Here is a 15293-nt window from a genome sequence, read left to right on the forward strand (position 1 = left end):
CCTTTAAGCTTTATGAAAACAAGCTTGAGATTAATCTCTAATTAAAGGCATTGTAGAACAGCGTAATAAGCCCTCTTGTTTAGATATTTCGGCATAAGGCACTTCTTCTACAGTAAAACCACAAGCTCTTAACCAGGTGTTTAATCTTGTGAAATTTTGTTCAGAAATCACCACATTTTCAGCAATAGAAAACACATTACTATTCATATTGTACATTTCATCTCTTGTAATATGAAATAAGTTTTCTTCTCCAAACAAATTAACTAAATACTGATAATCGGACGCTTCTTTAAAACCGTCTCTAAAAATAATCCCCTTGTTTTTCCCTACCGGTTGAAAACAACAATCTAAATGCAATGCATTATCTCGAGGATCTGTTTTCGATTTTACCAAATCGAATTCTTTTACAGTTTTATTAGGGAAAAGATTTTTTATAAAATTTACGCCCTCCATATTCGTTCTAGCCGTAATATGATTTGGATAATCGCTCCCTTTATAGGTTCCGATAAAAATATGATCGTTCCACAACATGACATCGCCCCCTTCAATATGAACTTCCTCTGGCGGTTTAATAATGTTTTCGGGTTTAATTAATTGGATAACGTGTTGTATAGCTTCTACTTCTTGTTCTCTATCCGGAAGAATATTAGCTTTTATTAATTTATCGTCGATTACAAAGGCTATATCACGAGCAAAAATCTGGTTGTAATGTTCTATTACTTTAGGCCGAAAAACTGTAACATTATACTTTTCAAAAACCTTAGCTACGGCTTCCATTTCTTTCACCATATCTTCCTCGATAGGATAGGTGCCTGCTTTTATATGTTCGATAGATTTTGGGTCGTAAGCATCTTCAATAGCAGGAACAGCTCCATTACTAATTGCTGTTCCTAACACTACTGCACGTAGTCTAGACGTTTCGTTTGAGACATTTAATGATAACATAAATATGAAATAAAAATGTCATTTTGAAAATTTTAAAACAATAAAATGCTTTAGAATCATCCAAAATGACATTAGATTTTTAATATATAAAACTTCTTAACGTTTATCTACGTCTACAAAAGGTCTTAAAGTTTCCCCAATGTATAACTGACGAGGACGTCCGATTGGTTCTTTTCTTAAACGCATTTCTCTCCATTGTGCAATCCATCCTGGTAAACGACCAATTGCAAACATTACAGTAAACATTTCTGTTGGAATATTCATGGCTCTATAAATAATTCCTGAGTAAAAGTCTACGTTTGGATATAATTTTCTATCTACAAAGTATGGATCTTCTAGAGCTTCTTTTTCTAAACCTTTAGCAATATCTAAGATAGGATCTTCTATACCTAAAGCATTTAATACTTCGTCTGCAGCTTTCTTAATTATTTTAGCACGAGGATCGAAGTTTTTATACACTCTGTGTCCGAATCCCATTAATCTAAATGGATCATTTTTATCTTTAGCCTTAGCCATATACTTTTTAGTGTCTCCACCATCAGCTTCTATAGCTTGAAGCATTTCTAATACCGCTTGGTTAGCACCTCCATGAAGTGGTCCCCATAGTGCAGAAATACCAGCAGAAATTGATGCAAATAACCCTGCATGTGAAGATCCTACGATACGTACTGTTGATGTTGAACAATTTTGTTCGTGGTCTGCATGTAAGATTAATAATTTATCTAAAGCATCTACTAAAACTTGGTTTTGCTCATAGGCACGGTTAGGTTTAGAGAACATCATTTTAAGGATATTTTCAACATATCCTAAAGATTCATCTCCATAATCAAGAGGTAAACCTTGCTTTTTACGCATAGTCCAAGCAACTAAAACAGGCATTTTACCTAAAATCTTAACAATGGCTCTATACATTTCCGCTTCAGAATTTACATTTACCGAAGTTGGATTAAATGCTGTTAAGGCACTTGTTAAAGATGAGATAATTCCCATCGGGTGTGCCGATTTAGGGAATGCTTCTAAAATTTTCTTTATATCCTCATCTACTGCAGATTCAGCTTTAATATCAGCGTGGAATTTATCATTTTGTTCTTTCGTAGGTAATTCTCCAAAAATTAGAAGATAAGCAACTTCTAGGAAGTCTACTTTTTCAGCAATTTCTTCTATTGAATATCCTCGATATCTTAAAATTCCTTTTTCTCCATCTAAAAATGTTATTGCACTTTCGCAAGAACCTGTGTTTTTAAATCCTGGGTCTATTGTTATTACACCTTCTGTAGCCGTTCTTAGTGTACTTATATCTATTGCAACTTCATTTTCGGTTCCTGTAACTAAAGGAAATTCATATTTTTTCCCATCGATTTCAATTGTGGCTGTATTTGACATATTAATTTACTTGTGTTATTCTAATTTTATTGGTTCCGGCTAAAATACGAAATCTATCACGATTTATTAATATAATAAATGAACCATTTAAATAAAGATTAGATAAAAATTCGCATAAAAAAAAGCGATTATTTCAAAAAATAATCGCTTTCCAAATATGTTTAAAGATTTACTAGAATTTAAACGCTTTTCCTTGAGGATAATAAGCTACTTCTCCTAATTCTTCTTCGATACGTAATAACTGATTGTATTTCGCCATACGGTCACTTCTAGAAGCTGAACCTGTTTTAATTTGACCACAGTTTAACGCCACGGCTAAATCTGCAATAGTATTATCTTCAGTTTCACCAGACCGGTGAGACATTACTGATGTATACCCCGCATTCTTAGCCATATTTACAGCTGCTATTGTTTCTGTTAAAGAACCAATTTGGTTTACTTTAATAAGGATAGAGTTAGCGATACCTTCGTCAATCCCACGAGATAAACGTTCTACGTTTGTAACAAATAAATCATCTCCTACCAATTGTACTTTATCACCAATTTTGTCTGTAAGTAGTTTCCATCCTTCCCAGTCATTTTCATCCATTCCATCTTCAATTGAGATAATTGGATATTTAGCTGATAATTCTGCTAAGTATTCTGCTTGCTCTTCACTAGTTCTGATTTTTCCAGCTGAACCTTCAAATTTAGTATAATCGTATTTACCATCTACATAAAATTCTGCAGCAGCACAATCTAAAGCAATCATAACTTCGTCACCGAAAGAATATCCAGCCTTTTCAACAGCTACTTTAATAGAATCTAAAGCATCTTCTGTTCCGCCTTCTAAAGTTGGTGCAAAACCTCCTTCATCACCTACAGCAGTGCTTAAACCTCTATCGTGTAATACTTTTTTAAGGTTATGGAAAATTTCTGTTCCCATTTGCATAGCGTGTGTAAAGTTTTTGGCTTTTACAGGCATAATCATAAATTCTTGGAATGCAATAGGCGCATCACTATGAGAACCACCATTAATAATGTTCATCATAGGAACTGGCAACGTGTTAGCAGATACACCACCTACATAACGGTATAACGGAACACCTAATTCGAAAGCGGCAGCTTTAGCAACTGCTAAAGACACACCTAAAATAGCATTTGCTCCTAATTTAGATTTATTTGGAGTCCCATCTAAATCAATCATTATTTGATCAATCTGATTTTGTTCGAAAACAGACATACCTAATAATTCTTCAGCAATAATAGTATTTACATTCTCTACAGCTTTAGAAACACCTTTGCCCATGTATGCTTTACCACCATCTCTTAATTCTACTGCTTCATGTTCACCGGTTGATGCTCCTGAAGGAACAGCCGCTCGTCCAAACGCGCCATTTTCTGTAACTACATCTACTTCTACTGTTGGATTTCCACGAGAATCTAAAATTTGTCTTGCATGAATATTAATAATTATGCTCATCGTATTGTTATTTAAAAGGTTATTTTATTGTTTTTAAAGCACTAATTTACGAAAATGTTAAACTAAATTTTAACAAAAAATGTTATATTTATGCTATATTATTACTACAATGATTTCGTAACAAAAAAACCTCAAATAAAGCAAGCTTTAATTGAGGTTTTTTAGACGTGAACTCTTAATTATTTCTTAATATTTTCGATGAATTGATCGAACAAATATTCAGCATCGTTTGGTCCAGGACTCGCTTCTGGATGATATTGTACAGAAAAACAGTTTTTATTTTTCATTCGTAATCCTGCAACCGTATTGTCGTTTAAGTGAACATGTGTAACTTCAAGATCTGGATGTACTTCTACCTCTTCACGATTTACAGCAAAACCATGATTTTGAGATGTAATTTCTCCCTTTCCAGTGATTAAGTTTTTAACAGGGTGATTAATACCACGATGTCCATTATGCATTTTATAAGTAGACACCCCATTTGCTAAAGCGATTACTTGGTGCCCTAAACAAATACCGAATACTGGTAAATCTCTTTTAATAATTTCTTTTGCTACGTTTTGAGCAGATATTAATGGCTCTGGATCTCCAGGACCATTAGATAAGAAATACCCATCTGGATTAAAAGCACTTAAATCCTCGAAAGTAGAATCGAAAGGAAATACTTTTATATATGCCCCGCGTTTAGCAAGGTTACGTAAAATATTCTTTTTTATACCTAAATCTAAGGCGGCGATTTTAATGGATGCATTTTCGTCTCCAACAAAATATGGTTCTTTGGTAGAAACACTAGAAGCCAACTCTAGACCATTCATATCTGGAATGTCCTTTAATTGTTCTTTTAAGCCTTCAATATTGTCTACATCTGTAGAAATTAATGCATTCATGGCTCCATTATCTCTAATGTAACTAACAAGAGCTCGAGTATCTACATCGGAAACCGCTAATAAATTGTTATCATTTAAAAACGATTCTAAACTTGCATCTGCCGAATCCCGAGAAAACTCATAACTAAAGTTCTTACAAATTAAACCTGATATTTTAATACTATCAGATTCTACTTCAGATTTTTCTGTACCATAGTTTCCTATATGTGCATTGGTAGCAACCATTAATTGCCCAAAATATGAAGGGTCTGTAAATATTTCTTGGTACCCTGTCATACCCGTATTAAAACAAACTTCTCCAAACGCAGTTCCTTCTCTATTACCTACAACTTTACCATGAAAAATGGTACCATCCGCTAATAATACAACTGCCTTATTTCTTTTTGATATTTCATTTTTAAAATGCGTTACAAAATTGATGTAGTTATTAATAACTTGTAAAATGTAGAGTTTCTATAAAATGTGATCAATTTATAAATTAAATAGAATCAATCGTTATAAACTTTGAACAGAAACTAAACTTCACAAAAATATATTTAGTTTTTTAAAATAATTTCGTGCAAATATAAAAAAAAAGGCCACCCTTAATTAGGGTAGCCTCTTTTTATTTATAATATGCGTATAACATTTATTCTTCTTCGTTAGAAGCTTTAGTGTCATCAACTTTTGGAGCAGCTGGAGCAGCAGCTTTCGAGCCACCTCTTCTACTTCTACGAGTTGTTTTCTTTTCAGCTTTACCAGCATTATAGATTTCGTTGTAATCAACTAATTCTATCATTGCCATATCAGCGTTATCTCCTAAACGATTACCAAGTTTAATAATACGAGTGTATCCTCCTGGTCTATCACCTACTTTAGTAGCAACTTCTCTGAATAATTCAGTTACAGCTTCTTTTTGTCTTAATTTACTAAATACAATACGTCTGTTGTGTGTTGTATCTGCTTTAGACTTAGTTACTAAAGGCTCTACAAATTGTTTTAAAGCTTTCGCTTTAGCAACTGTAGTATTAATACGTTTGTGTTCTATTAAAGAACAAGCCATATTAGCAAGCATTGCCTTTCTATGCGCTGTTTGCCTACCTAAGTGGTTTACTTTTTTTCCGTGTCTCATGACATTTGTGTTATCATCTTGCTACTAAACTCGAGATCGAGGAGCAAAATATGATTAATTAATCTTTATCTAATTTGTATTTTGATAAATCCATTCCGAAATTTAAACCCTTTACGTTTACAAGCTCTTCAAGCTCTGTTAAAGATTTTTTACCGAAGTTACGGAACTTCATTAAATCATTTTTGTTGAATGATACTAAGTCACCTAATGTATCCACTTCTGCAGCTTTTAAACAATTAAGCGCACGAACCGAAAGATCCATATCAACTAATTTTGTTTTAAGCAACTGTCTCATATGAAGAGATTCTTCATCGTAAGTTTCAGTTTGTGCAATCTCATCTGCTTCTAATGTAATACGCTCATCAGAGAATAACATGAAGTGGTGGATTAATGTTTTTGCTGCTTCAGTTAAAGCATCTTGAGGCGTAATAGAACCGTCTGACTGAATTTCGAAAATTAACTTTTCGTAATCTGTTTTTTGTTCTACACGGTAGTTCTCAATGCTATACTTTACATTTTTTATTGGTGTATAAATAGAATCTGTAAAAATAGTTCCTATTGGAGCAGTAGCTTTTTTATTTTCTTCTGCAGGCACATATCCTCTACCTTTTTCAATAGAAATTTCCATGTTTACACTTACTTTAGGATCTAAGTTACAGATTACTAAATCTGAATTTAAAACTTGGAAACCTGAAATAAATTTTTGGAAATCTCCTGCTGTGATTTGATTTTGTCCAGAAACAGAAATAGAAACAGATTCGTTATCTACATCTTCAATTTGTCTTTTAAAACGAACTTGTTTTAAATTTAAAATAATTTCTGTAACATCTTCTACAACACCAGGTATTGTTGAGAATTCATGATCTACACCTTCAATTCTAACCGATGTAATTGCGAAACCTTCTAAAGAAGAAAGTAAAACTCTTCTTAAAGCGTTTCCAACTGTTAAACCATAACCAGGTTCTAGAGGTCTGAATTCGAATTTACCTTCGAAATCAGTAGAATCGATCATGATTACTTTATCGGGCTTCTGAAAATTAAATACTGCCATATTTTTCTTCGTTTTAATTGTTATTTAGTTGCGCGGTTAATAAGTTTGAAGAAATACAAATTAACCCTTTGGCTAAATACCAATGTGTTTATTTATTATTTAGAATATAATTCGACGATGAACTGCTCGTTGATGTTTTCTGGAATTTGAATTCTAGCAGGTACAGATACATAAGTTCCTTGCTTAGTTTCAGAATTCCAAGTAATCCATTCGTATACTTGACTTGAATTTGATAAAGATCTATCAATAGCTTCAAGTGATTTAGATTTTTCTCTAACAGCTACTACATCTCCAGCTTTTAATTGGTAAGAAGGAATGTTTACAATTTCTCCGTTAACCGTAATGTGTCTGTGAGAAACTAATTGTCTAGCACCACTTCTAGAAGGAGATAATCCCATTCTAAATACCACATTGTCTAATCTAGACTCACATAATTGTAATAACACCTCACCAGTAATACCTTGTGCAGCTGTTGCTTTTTTGAATAAACCTCTAAATTGACGCTCTAATATACCGTAAGTATATTTCGCTTTTTGCTTCTCCATTAATTGGATTGCGTATTCAGATTTTTTTCCACGACGCTTGTTCGCTCCGTGTTGACCTGGAGGGTAATTTCTTTTCTCGAAAGATTTATCATCTCCAAAAATAGCTTCACCAAATTTACGAGCTATTTTAGTTTTAGGACCAGTATATCTTGCCATTTCTAATTGTTTTTAAGAGTGATTATGAATTAAGGTCTTAATCTTATCCTTCGATAATCGTTAATCTCTTGTTTATACTTGTTAAATTATTTTTTTAAGACTGCAAATTTACACATAAAAAAATTAATACCAACTGTATATGAAGCTGATATTAATTTTTTTTATATTTAAACGTAAATTATACTCTTCTACGTTTTGGAGGACGACATCCATTATGTGGTAATGGAGTAACATCGATAATTTCCGTTACTTCAATTCCTGCATTATGAATAGAACGGATAGCAGATTCTCTACCATTTCCTGGACCTTTAACGTAAACCTTTACTTTCTTTAAACCAGCTTCTTGTGCAACCGCAGCAGCATCTTCAGCAGCTAATTGAGCAGCGTAAGGTGTGTTTTTCTTAGATCCTCTAAATCCCATTTTACCAGCAGAAGACCAAGAAATTACGTCTCCTTTTTTGTTGGTAAGTGAAATAATGATGTTGTTAAAAGAAGCAGTAACGTGAGCTTCTCCTACAGAGTCTACTATAACTTTACGTTTTTTAGTACTCTTTGTATTTGACTTTGCCATATTATTTTAGTTTCTAGTTGTTAGTTGTTAGTGATAGAATCCTAAACTTTTCAATTTCAAACAGATTCATCTAACGACTAAATACCAATGACTTTTAATTATTTAGTTGCCTTCTTTTTGTTAGCAACAGTTTTTCTTCTACCTTTTCTAGTTCTAGAGTTGTTTTTAGTACGTTGTCCTCTTAATGGAAGACCTGCTCTATGACGAATACCTCTATAACATCCAATATCCATTAATCGCTTAATGCTTAATTGTGTTTCAGAACGTAACTCACCTTCAATAGTATAAGTTGCAACAGCTTCACGAATATTTCCTATTTGATCGTCTGTCCAGTCTTGAACTTTAGTGTTTTCGTCAACTTTAGCAGCTGCTAAAATTTCTTTTGCTCTACTTGTACCTACTCCGTAGATATAAGTTAAAGAGACTACTCCTCTTTTCTGTTTTGGTATGTCTACACCTGCAATTCTTGCCATAACTACCCTTGTCTTTGTTTGAATCTAGGATTCTTTTTGTTAATTACGTAAAGTCTACCTTTTCTACGCACGATTTTACAATCTGCACTTCTTTTTTTAACTGATGCTCTTACTTTCATCGTATTAGTATCTATAAGTTATTCTAGCCTTAGTTAAATCGTAAGGACTCATTTCTAATTTTACTTTATCTCCTGGTAACAATTTAATGTAATGCATACGCATTTTACCAGATATGTGTGCAGTCACAATGTGACCATTCTCTAACTCAACACGAAACATAGCATTAGATAATGCTTCTATAATTGTTCCGTCTTGTTCTATTGCTGCTTGTTTTGCCATTGTATAATATATTAAGCTACTGCTTTTCTATTTTTACCAGTTTTCATCAAGCCATCATAGTGTCTATTCAACAAGTAAGAATTTACCTGTTGCATCGTATCAATTGCAACTCCCACTAAAATTAATAGTGAAGTACCTCCAAAAAATAAGGCCCATCCTGATTGTACGTTCATTAACTTTACAACAACTGCAGGAAACACAGCTATTAAGGCTAAGAAAATAGATCCTGGTAATGTTATTTGAGACATAATTTTATCTAAATATTCTGATGTTTCAGATCCTGGACGAATACCAGGAATAAATCCACCACTACGTTTTAAATCGTCTGCCATTTTGTTCGTAGGAACTGTAATTGCAGTATAGAAATACGTAAATATGATAATTAAAAATGCGAATAATAAATTATACCAAAATCCGAATATATCAGAAAATTGTGATTGTAACCATTGTCCAGCAGAAGTGTCTTTCATAAAGGCAGTTCCACCAATTAAACCTGGTACAAACATAATAGCTTGAGCAAAAATGATTGGCATTACTCCAGAAGCGTTAAGTTTTAAAGGGATGTATTGTCTAGATCCCATTATGTTTTTCTCGTATCCTCCAGAGGCAGTACGTCTTGCATATTGTACAGCAATTTTTCTTACTGCCATAATAAGCATGATTGAAGCAAAGATAATTACAAACCACAGCACCAATTCTATAAGTATTAACATTACGTTATTACCTTCTAAACGTGACGCCGCGTTTTGGAAGAACGATAATGGTAAACGTGCAATAATACCCACCATAATTAATAGTGAAATACCATTTCCAATACCTTTATCTGTAATCTTCTCTCCTAACCACATAGCAAAGATACAACCTGTAACTAAGATGATTATAGAAGACGAATAGAATAAACCTCCTTGTCCTAATAAGAACGCACTTTGAGGAATTCCTAAACTAGGTAAACTAGCTAAATATCCAGGTGCTTGCACCAAACATATTGCGATAGTTAACCAACGCGTGATTTGATTAATTTTCTTTTGCCCACTTGCACCCTCTTTTTGTAATTTTTGCAAGTAAGGAATTGCAATTCCCATTAACTGCACTACAATAGAAGCAGAAATGTAAGGCATAATACCTAAGGCGAATATAGATGCATTAGCAAAAGCTCCACCGGTAAATGCATTTAACAAACCTAATAATCCAGAATCTGTATTATCTTGTAAGGTTTCCAATTGTGCTGCATCAATACCTGGTAAAACTACTTGAGCACCAAATCGATAAACTAATAATAGACCAACTGTAAGGATGATTCTATTTCTTAACTCCTCAATTTTCCAAACATTCTTTAACGTTTCTATAAATTTCATGCGCTATTACGTGATTATAAAGTTACAGCTTCTCCTCCTGCAGCTTCAATAGCAGCTTTTGCTGAAGCAGTAAATTTATGAGCAGTTACTTTTAATTTTGCTTTTAGTTCTCCTCTACCTAAGATTTTAACTAGATCATTTTTTCCAGTTACACCTAAAGATAATAAAGTGTCTAAATCTACCGTGTCTTTAATTTTCTTATCATCAACCAATTGTTGTAAAGAATCTAGGTTTACACCTTGGTATTCTACACGGTTAATGTTAGTAAAACCAAATTTAGGAACACGACGTTGAAGTGGCATTTGCCCTCCTTCAAAACCAATCTTCTTAGAATAACCAGAACGAGACTTGGCTCCTTTGTGACCACGAGTTGCAGTACCACCTTTACCAGATCCTTGTCCACGACCTATTCTTTTCCTTGATTTTTAACTGAACCTTGTGCAGGTTTTAAATTACTTAAATCCATTTCTCAGTTTATTATTAAGCTTCTTCTACAGAAACTAAGTGTTCTACTTTAGCAACCATACCAAGAATATTTGGTGTGTTTTCATGCTCTACGACTTGCCCAATACGTTTAAGACCAAGAGCCTCTAAAGTTCTCTTTTGTCTTTGTGTACGTTTAATTGCGCTTTTAACTTTCGTTACTTTAATCTTTGCCATTTCTATCGCTATTAACCTTTAAAAACTTTTTCTAATGAAACGCCTCTATCTTTAGCAATTGAATCTGCACTTCTTAATTGTAATAATGCGTCAAAAGTTGCCTTAACAACGTTATGAGGGTTTGATGAACCTTGAGACTTAGATAATACATCATGTACACCTACTGCTTCTAAAACTGTTCTTACAGCTCCACCAGCAATAACCCCTGTACCAGGAGCTGCAGGAATAATGTTTACTCTTGCTCCACCAAATTTTCCTTTTTGTTCATGTGGTAATGTACGTTTTACGATAGGAATACGCACTAAATTTTTCTTTGCATCTTCTACTGCTTTAGCAATAGCACTTGCAACATCTTTAGACTTTCCTAAACCGTGACCTACTACACCTGCTTCATCACCAACCACTACGATTGCTGAAAAACCAAATGCTCTACCACCTTTAGTTACTTTTGTAACTCTCTGCACACCAACTAAACGATCTTTAAGATCTAATCCACTTGGTTTTACTAGCTCTGCGCTTTTGTATTTTTGATACATAATTTCTTAGAATTTAAGTCCTGCTTCTCTAGCTCCTTCAGCTAATGATTTTACTCTACCATGGTATAAATATCCACCTCTATCAAAAGAAATAGTTTCTACACCTGCTTTTAAAGCTTTCTCAGCTACAGACTTTCCTACTAAAGTAGCAACTTCTGTTTTCGTTCCTTTTGCAGCACTAATATCTTTATCTCTTGAAGATGCTGCACTGATAGTTTTACCAGTTACATCATCTACTATCTGAGCATAAATTTCTTTATTACTTCTAAAAACAGATAATCTTGGTCTAGCTTCTGTACCAGAAACTATTTTACGGACTCTGCTTTTAATTCTTAATCGTCTTTCGTTTTTTGTTAACGCCATAACTTATAAATTATTAAGCTGATTTACCTGCTTTTCTTCTAATTATTTCTCCTACAAACTTAATTCCTTTTCCTTTGTAAGGTTCAGGAATTCTAAAGCCTCTAATTTTTGCTGCTACTTGTCCAACAAGTTGCTTATCGTGAGACGTTAGTTTTACTATAGGGTTCTTACCTTTCTCTGAAACTGTTTCAACTTTTACTTCTGGAGCAACGTCTAAAACAATGTTATGAGAAAATCCTAATGCTAAATCTAGTTTTTGTCCTTGATTTGTAGCTCTATATCCAACACCAACTAATTCTAATTCTTTAGTCCAACCTTTACTTACACCTTGAATCATGTTATTGATTAATGCTCTGTAAAGTCCGTGTTTAGATTTTTCTTCTTTTTTATCTGAAGAACGCTCAACTATAACATTTCCATCTTCAACTTTTATTGATACCGCAGAAAACTCTTGAGTTAATTCTCCTAACTTTCCTTTTACTGTAACAATATTATCCTTAATATCAACTGTAATTCCTTCTGGAATTGCGACTGGATTATTACCTATTCTTGACATTTCTTATAGTCTTTAAATTAGTAAACGTAACATAATACTTCACCACCTACATTTTCTTGCTTGGCTTGTTTTCCTGTCATTACTCCGTGAGAAGTAGAAACAATGGCAATTCCAAGACCATTTAAAATTCTAGGTAGTTCGGTTGAACTAGCATACTTACGTAAACCTGGTTTACTGATTCTTTGAATCTTCTTAATTACAGGCTCTTTGGTTTCTTTATTGTACTTAAGGGCAATTTTAATTGTTCCTTGTACAGTAGAATCATCGAATTTGTAACTTAAAATATATCCTTGGTCGAATAATATTTTTGTGATTTCTTTTTTCAAATTAGATGCAGGTATCTCAACCACTCTGTGGTTAGCACGCACAGCATTTCTAATTCTTGTTAGATAATCCGCTATTGGATCTGTATACATATGTATTAATTTGCGGTTTTGGTTTTCAATCTTTAAATTGAACCTGAAACCAATTTATAATTATTTTTACCAGCTTGCTTTTCTTACACCTGGAATAAGACCGTTATTTGCCATTTCTCTGAATGTTACACGAGAAATACCAAATGTACGCATATACCCTTTTGGTCTACCTGTTAGTTTGCATCTGTTGTGCATACGTACAGGAGAAGCATTTTTTGGTAACTTTTGTAATGCTTCATAATCGCCAGCTTCTTTTAAAGCTTTACGTTTTTCTGCATATTTAGCTACAGTTTTTGCTCTTTTAACCTCACGGGCTTTCATTGATTCTTTAGCCATATCTTAGTTCTTTTGAAAAGGTAAACCTAGTTCTGTTAATAATGATTTTGCTTCCTTATCAGTAGCTGCCGAAGTTACAAAAGTTATATCCATTCCAGAAATTTTATTCACTTTATCAATGTCTATTTCTGGAAAAATAATTTGTTCTTCAATTCCAAGGTTATAATTACCTCTTCCGTCAAATCCAGTAGCTCTAATTCCTCCAAAATCTCTTACACGAGGTAAGGCTGAAGTTACTAAACGGTCTAAAAATTCGTACATTCTTTCTCCTCGTAACGTAACTTTTGCACCAATTGGCATCCCTTTACGTAATTTGAAAGATGCAACATCTTTTTTAGATATAGTTGCTATAGCTTTTTGTCCAGATATAGTTGTTAGTTCTTCTACTGCGTAGTCCACTAATTTTTTATCTGCAACGGCAGCTCCAACACCTTTAGATATTACTATCTTAGATAATTTTGGAACTTGCATAACATTCTTATATCCAAATTCTTCTGTAAGAGCAGCAATTACTTTGCCATTATACTCTTCTTTAAGTCTCGGTGAATATGCCATAACTATATTACTTCATTAGATTTTTTAGAAAATCTCACTTTCTTATCGCCTTCCATTTTATAACCCACTCTAGTAGTTTCCCCTTTAGCAGTTAATAATGATAAGTTAGATATTTGAATAGGAGCTTCTTTTTCTACGATTCCTCCTTGAGGGTTTTGTGCACTTGGCTTAGTATGTTTCTTCACCAAGTTAACACCCTCAACAATCGCTTTGTTCTTATCGGTTAATACTTTAAGTACTTTTCCTTCAGATCCTTTATGATCTCCAGTTATTACTCTTACAGTATCTCCAGATTTTATCTTAAGCTTTGTCATCTTATTAGTCATTAAAGCACTTCAGGTGCTAATGATACAATTTTCATGAATTGTTTATCACGAAGTTCTCTTGCAACAGGTCCGAAAACACGAGTTCCTCTCATCTCACCCGTTGGGTTCAATAAAACACAAGCGTTATCGTCGAATCTGATATAAGATCCGTCCGGACGTCTTACTTCTTTTACAGTACGTACAACAACTGCAGTAGATACAGCTCCTTTTTTAATGTTTCCATTAGGAGTTGCGTCTTTTACAGAAACAACGATTTTGTCTCCTACAGATGCGTATCTTCTTTTAGTACCACCTAGAACACGTATTGTTAATACTTCTTTTGCTCCAGTGTTATCTGCTACTTTTAATCTTGATTCTTGTTGTAACATAATTACTTCGCTCTTTCGATTATTTCAACTAGTCTCCAACATTTAGATTTACTCATAGGTCTTGTTTCCATGATCTTTACAGTATCTCCAATGTTACAATCGTTAGTTTCGTCGTGTGCAACGTATTTTTTCGTTTTCAACACGAACTTACCATACATAGGGTGTTTTACTTTTTTTACTTCGGCAACTACAATAGATTTCTCCATTTTGTTACTAGTAACAACTCCTACACGTTCTTTTCTTAAATTTCTTTTTTCCATCTTTCAGCAGAATTATTGTAATTCTCTTTTAGTTAATTCTGTCGCAATTCTTGCTACGTCACGTCTTACGTTACGTAATTGAATTGGATTTTCTAAAGGAGATATTGCATGTGCCATTTTCAGGTCTGAATAACTCTTTTTTGTCTCACCAAGTTTCTCTTGTAACTCAGCAGGAGATAATTCTTTAATTTCTGATTGTTTCATAACATCAAATAAATTATGCTTCGTAATCTCTAGCGATAACAAACTTAGTTTTTACTGGTAATTTTTGAGCGGCTAAACGCAATGCTTCTTTTGCAACGTCTAACGGTACTCCTCCTACTTCAAAAAGTAGTCTTCCAGGCTTCACAACGGCTGCCCAATATTCAACGGCACCTTTACCTTTACCCATACGTACTTCAAGAGGCTTTTTTGTGATAGGCTTATCTGGAAATATTTTAATCCAAAGTTGTCCTTCTCTCTTCATGTAACGTGTAGCGGCAATACGTGCTGCTTCTATTTGACGCGATGTTAAAAAATTCGAATCAAGCGATTTTATTCCAAAAGTTCCGTTTGAAAGTTGGTGCCCTCTTTGAGAGTTCCCTTTCATACGTCCCTTTTGCATCTTACGAAATTTTGTTCTTTTAGGCTGTAACATTT

At 33.7% G+C, this 15293-nt stretch carries 24 protein-coding genes and 1 pseudogene; all 25 read right to left on the reverse strand.

Annotated elements, in window-relative coordinates; all coding sequences use genetic code 11:
* Positions 1–30: 30 nt before the first annotated feature.
* Complete coding sequence (locus A9D35_RS07495; protein ID WP_066221126.1) at positions 31–945, reverse strand: dimethylarginine dimethylaminohydrolase family protein; 915 nt, start codon at positions 943–945, stop codon at positions 31–33.
* A gap of 96 nt (positions 946–1041) precedes the next feature.
* Positions 1042–2328: a citrate synthase gene (locus A9D35_RS07500; protein WP_066221128.1), complete on the reverse strand. Its 1287-nt coding sequence runs from the start codon at positions 2326–2328 to the stop codon at positions 1042–1044.
* Between the two features lie 172 nt (positions 2329–2500).
* The gene (eno, locus tag A9D35_RS07505) at positions 2501–3790 is read right to left on the reverse strand and encodes a phosphopyruvate hydratase (protein ID WP_066221130.1); all 1290 of its coding nucleotides are present in this window, start codon (positions 3788–3790) and stop codon (positions 2501–2503) included.
* 179 nt (positions 3791–3969) lie between these two features.
* Positions 3970–5121 carry a glutamine-hydrolyzing carbamoyl-phosphate synthase small subunit gene (carA, locus tag A9D35_RS07510; protein WP_439951253.1) on the reverse strand — a complete coding sequence of 384 codons (1152 nt, stop codon included), beginning with the start codon at positions 5119–5121 and terminating at the stop codon, positions 3970–3972.
* 184 nt (positions 5122–5305) lie between these two features.
* A complete protein-coding gene (gene rplQ / locus A9D35_RS07515) occupies positions 5306–5788 on the reverse strand; it encodes a 50S ribosomal protein L17 (protein WP_066221134.1) in 483 nt (160 codons plus the stop codon).
* A gap of 58 nt (positions 5789–5846) precedes the next feature.
* The gene (locus tag A9D35_RS07520) at positions 5847–6839 is read right to left on the reverse strand and encodes a DNA-directed RNA polymerase subunit alpha (RefSeq protein WP_066221136.1); all 993 of its coding nucleotides are present in this window, start codon (positions 6837–6839) and stop codon (positions 5847–5849) included.
* 95 nt (positions 6840–6934) lie between these two features.
* A complete protein-coding gene (rpsD, locus tag A9D35_RS07525) occupies positions 6935–7540 on the reverse strand; it encodes a 30S ribosomal protein S4 (RefSeq protein ID WP_066221138.1) in 606 nt (201 codons plus the stop codon).
* Between the two features lie 178 nt (positions 7541–7718).
* A complete protein-coding gene (rpsK, locus tag A9D35_RS07530; RefSeq protein WP_027138514.1) occupies positions 7719–8111 on the reverse strand; it encodes a 30S ribosomal protein S11 in 393 nt (130 codons plus the stop codon).
* 98 nt (positions 8112–8209) lie between these two features.
* Positions 8210–8584: a 30S ribosomal protein S13 gene (gene rpsM, locus A9D35_RS07535; protein ID WP_066221140.1), complete on the reverse strand. Its 375-nt coding sequence runs from the start codon at positions 8582–8584 to the stop codon at positions 8210–8212.
* A gap of 2 nt (positions 8585–8586) precedes the next feature.
* Positions 8587–8703, reverse strand: a complete 117-nt coding sequence (gene ykgO / locus A9D35_RS18355) for a type B 50S ribosomal protein L36 (RefSeq protein WP_013305171.1) — start codon at positions 8701–8703, stop codon at positions 8587–8589.
* Between the two features lie 4 nt (positions 8704–8707).
* On the reverse strand, positions 8708–8923 hold the full coding sequence (gene infA / locus A9D35_RS07540) for a translation initiation factor IF-1 (protein ID WP_007094967.1): 216 nt from the start codon (positions 8921–8923) through the stop codon (positions 8708–8710).
* An 11-nt stretch (positions 8924–8934) separates the two neighbouring features.
* The gene (gene secY, locus A9D35_RS07545; protein WP_066221142.1) at positions 8935–10278 is read right to left on the reverse strand and encodes a preprotein translocase subunit SecY; all 1344 of its coding nucleotides are present in this window, start codon (positions 10276–10278) and stop codon (positions 8935–8937) included.
* Between the two features lie 14 nt (positions 10279–10292).
* Positions 10293–10744: pseudogene (rplO, locus tag A9D35_RS07550) on the reverse strand (50S ribosomal protein L15).
* Between the two features lie 14 nt (positions 10745–10758).
* A complete protein-coding gene (rpmD, locus tag A9D35_RS07555; RefSeq protein ID WP_066221147.1) occupies positions 10759–10938 on the reverse strand; it encodes a 50S ribosomal protein L30 in 180 nt (59 codons plus the stop codon).
* 11 nt (positions 10939–10949) lie between these two features.
* Positions 10950–11474 carry a 30S ribosomal protein S5 gene (rpsE, locus tag A9D35_RS07560; RefSeq protein ID WP_066221150.1) on the reverse strand — a complete coding sequence of 175 codons (525 nt, stop codon included), beginning with the start codon at positions 11472–11474 and terminating at the stop codon, positions 10950–10952.
* 6 nt (positions 11475–11480) lie between these two features.
* Positions 11481–11837 (reverse strand): 50S ribosomal protein L18, encoded by a 357-nt coding sequence (rplR, locus tag A9D35_RS07565; protein WP_066221153.1) that lies wholly within the window; start codon positions 11835–11837, stop codon positions 11481–11483.
* Between the two features lie 13 nt (positions 11838–11850).
* Positions 11851–12393, reverse strand: a complete 543-nt coding sequence (gene rplF, locus A9D35_RS07570) for a 50S ribosomal protein L6 (RefSeq protein ID WP_066221156.1) — start codon at positions 12391–12393, stop codon at positions 11851–11853.
* Positions 12394–12410: 17 nt separating this feature from the next.
* Positions 12411–12809: a 30S ribosomal protein S8 gene (rpsH, locus tag A9D35_RS07575; protein ID WP_066221159.1), complete on the reverse strand. Its 399-nt coding sequence runs from the start codon at positions 12807–12809 to the stop codon at positions 12411–12413.
* Between the two features lie 66 nt (positions 12810–12875).
* Positions 12876–13145, reverse strand: coding sequence for a 30S ribosomal protein S14 (gene rpsN, locus A9D35_RS07580; protein ID WP_038527313.1), 270 nt, complete (start codon positions 13143–13145; stop codon positions 12876–12878).
* A gap of 3 nt (positions 13146–13148) precedes the next feature.
* A complete protein-coding gene (rplE, locus tag A9D35_RS07585; RefSeq protein WP_066221161.1) occupies positions 13149–13700 on the reverse strand; it encodes a 50S ribosomal protein L5 in 552 nt (183 codons plus the stop codon).
* A 2-nt stretch (positions 13701–13702) separates the two neighbouring features.
* Positions 13703–14014, reverse strand: coding sequence for a 50S ribosomal protein L24 (rplX, locus tag A9D35_RS07590; protein ID WP_066225921.1), 312 nt, complete (start codon positions 14012–14014; stop codon positions 13703–13705).
* 11 nt (positions 14015–14025) lie between these two features.
* Positions 14026–14394 carry a 50S ribosomal protein L14 gene (rplN, locus tag A9D35_RS07595; protein ID WP_038527308.1) on the reverse strand — a complete coding sequence of 123 codons (369 nt, stop codon included), beginning with the start codon at positions 14392–14394 and terminating at the stop codon, positions 14026–14028.
* Positions 14395–14396: 2 nt separating this feature from the next.
* Positions 14397–14654, reverse strand: coding sequence for a 30S ribosomal protein S17 (gene rpsQ / locus A9D35_RS07600; protein WP_066221163.1), 258 nt, complete (start codon positions 14652–14654; stop codon positions 14397–14399).
* Positions 14655–14666: 12 nt separating this feature from the next.
* Complete coding sequence (gene rpmC / locus A9D35_RS07605; protein ID WP_066225924.1) at positions 14667–14858, reverse strand: 50S ribosomal protein L29; 192 nt, start codon at positions 14856–14858, stop codon at positions 14667–14669.
* 13 nt (positions 14859–14871) lie between these two features.
* Positions 14872–15291 (reverse strand): 50S ribosomal protein L16, encoded by a 420-nt coding sequence (gene rplP / locus A9D35_RS07610; RefSeq protein WP_066221167.1) that lies wholly within the window; start codon positions 15289–15291, stop codon positions 14872–14874.
* Positions 15292–15293: the final 2 nt, after the last annotated feature.

The sequence above is a fragment of the Formosa haliotis genome (assembly GCF_001685485.1).
Taxonomy (GTDB): Bacteria; Bacteroidota; Bacteroidia; order Flavobacteriales; family Flavobacteriaceae; genus Formosa; species Formosa haliotis.

What these genes read in the sequence shown, in the direction of transcription:
- A9D35_RS07495 (WP_066221126.1), bottom strand. Translation starts at nt 945, where the DNA reads ATGTTATCATTAAATGTCTCAAACGAAACGTCTAGACTACGTGCAGTA.
- A9D35_RS07500 (WP_066221128.1), bottom strand. Translation starts at nt 2,328, where the DNA reads ATGTCAAATACAGCCACAATTGAAATCGATGGGAAAAAATATGAATTT.
- eno (WP_066221130.1), bottom strand. Translation starts at nt 3,790, where the DNA reads ATGAGCATAATTATTAATATTCATGCAAGACAAATTTTAGATTCTCGT.
- rplQ (WP_066221134.1), bottom strand. Translation starts at nt 5,788, where the DNA reads ATGAGACACGGAAAAAAAGTAAACCACTTAGGTAGGCAAACAGCGCAT.
- A9D35_RS07520 (WP_066221136.1), bottom strand. Translation starts at nt 6,839, where the DNA reads ATGGCAGTATTTAATTTTCAGAAGCCCGATAAAGTAATCATGATCGAT.
- rpsD (WP_066221138.1), bottom strand. Translation starts at nt 7,540, where the DNA reads ATGGCAAGATATACTGGTCCTAAAACTAAAATAGCTCGTAAATTTGGT.
- rpsK (WP_027138514.1), bottom strand. Translation starts at nt 8,111, where the DNA reads ATGGCAAAGTCAAATACAAAGAGTACTAAAAAACGTAAAGTTATAGTA.
- rpsM (WP_066221140.1), bottom strand. Translation starts at nt 8,584, where the DNA reads ATGGCAAGAATTGCAGGTGTAGACATACCAAAACAGAAAAGAGGAGTA.
- ykgO (WP_013305171.1), bottom strand. Translation starts at nt 8,703, where the DNA reads ATGAAAGTAAGAGCATCAGTTAAAAAAAGAAGTGCAGATTGTAAAATC.
- infA (WP_007094967.1), bottom strand. Translation starts at nt 8,923, where the DNA reads ATGGCAAAACAAGCAGCAATAGAACAAGACGGAACAATTATAGAAGCA.
- secY (WP_066221142.1), bottom strand. Translation starts at nt 10,278, where the DNA reads ATGAAATTTATAGAAACGTTAAAGAATGTTTGGAAAATTGAGGAGTTA.
- rpmD (WP_066221147.1), bottom strand. Translation starts at nt 10,938, where the DNA reads ATGGCAAAGATTAAAGTAACGAAAGTTAAAAGCGCAATTAAACGTACA.
- rpsE (WP_066221150.1), bottom strand. Translation starts at nt 11,474, where the DNA reads ATGTATCAAAAATACAAAAGCGCAGAGCTAGTAAAACCAAGTGGATTA.
- rplR (WP_066221153.1), bottom strand. Translation starts at nt 11,837, where the DNA reads ATGGCGTTAACAAAAAACGAAAGACGATTAAGAATTAAAAGCAGAGTC.
- rplF (WP_066221156.1), bottom strand. Translation starts at nt 12,393, where the DNA reads ATGTCAAGAATAGGTAATAATCCAGTCGCAATTCCAGAAGGAATTACA.
- rpsH (WP_066221159.1), bottom strand. Translation starts at nt 12,809, where the DNA reads ATGTATACAGATCCAATAGCGGATTATCTAACAAGAATTAGAAATGCT.
- rpsN (WP_038527313.1), bottom strand. Translation starts at nt 13,145, where the DNA reads ATGGCTAAAGAATCAATGAAAGCCCGTGAGGTTAAAAGAGCAAAAACT.
- rplE (WP_066221161.1), bottom strand. Translation starts at nt 13,700, where the DNA reads ATGGCATATTCACCGAGACTTAAAGAAGAGTATAATGGCAAAGTAATT.
- rplX (WP_066225921.1), bottom strand. Translation starts at nt 14,014, where the DNA reads ATGACAAAGCTTAAGATAAAATCTGGAGATACTGTAAGAGTAATAACT.
- rplN (WP_038527308.1), bottom strand. Translation starts at nt 14,394, where the DNA reads ATGTTACAACAAGAATCAAGATTAAAAGTAGCAGATAACACTGGAGCA.
- rpsQ (WP_066221163.1), bottom strand. Translation starts at nt 14,654, where the DNA reads ATGGAAAAAAGAAATTTAAGAAAAGAACGTGTAGGAGTTGTTACTAGT.
- rpmC (WP_066225924.1), bottom strand. Translation starts at nt 14,858, where the DNA reads ATGAAACAATCAGAAATTAAAGAATTATCTCCTGCTGAGTTACAAGAG.
- rplP (WP_066221167.1), bottom strand. Translation starts at nt 15,291, where the DNA reads ATGTTACAGCCTAAAAGAACAAAATTTCGTAAGATGCAAAAGGGACGT.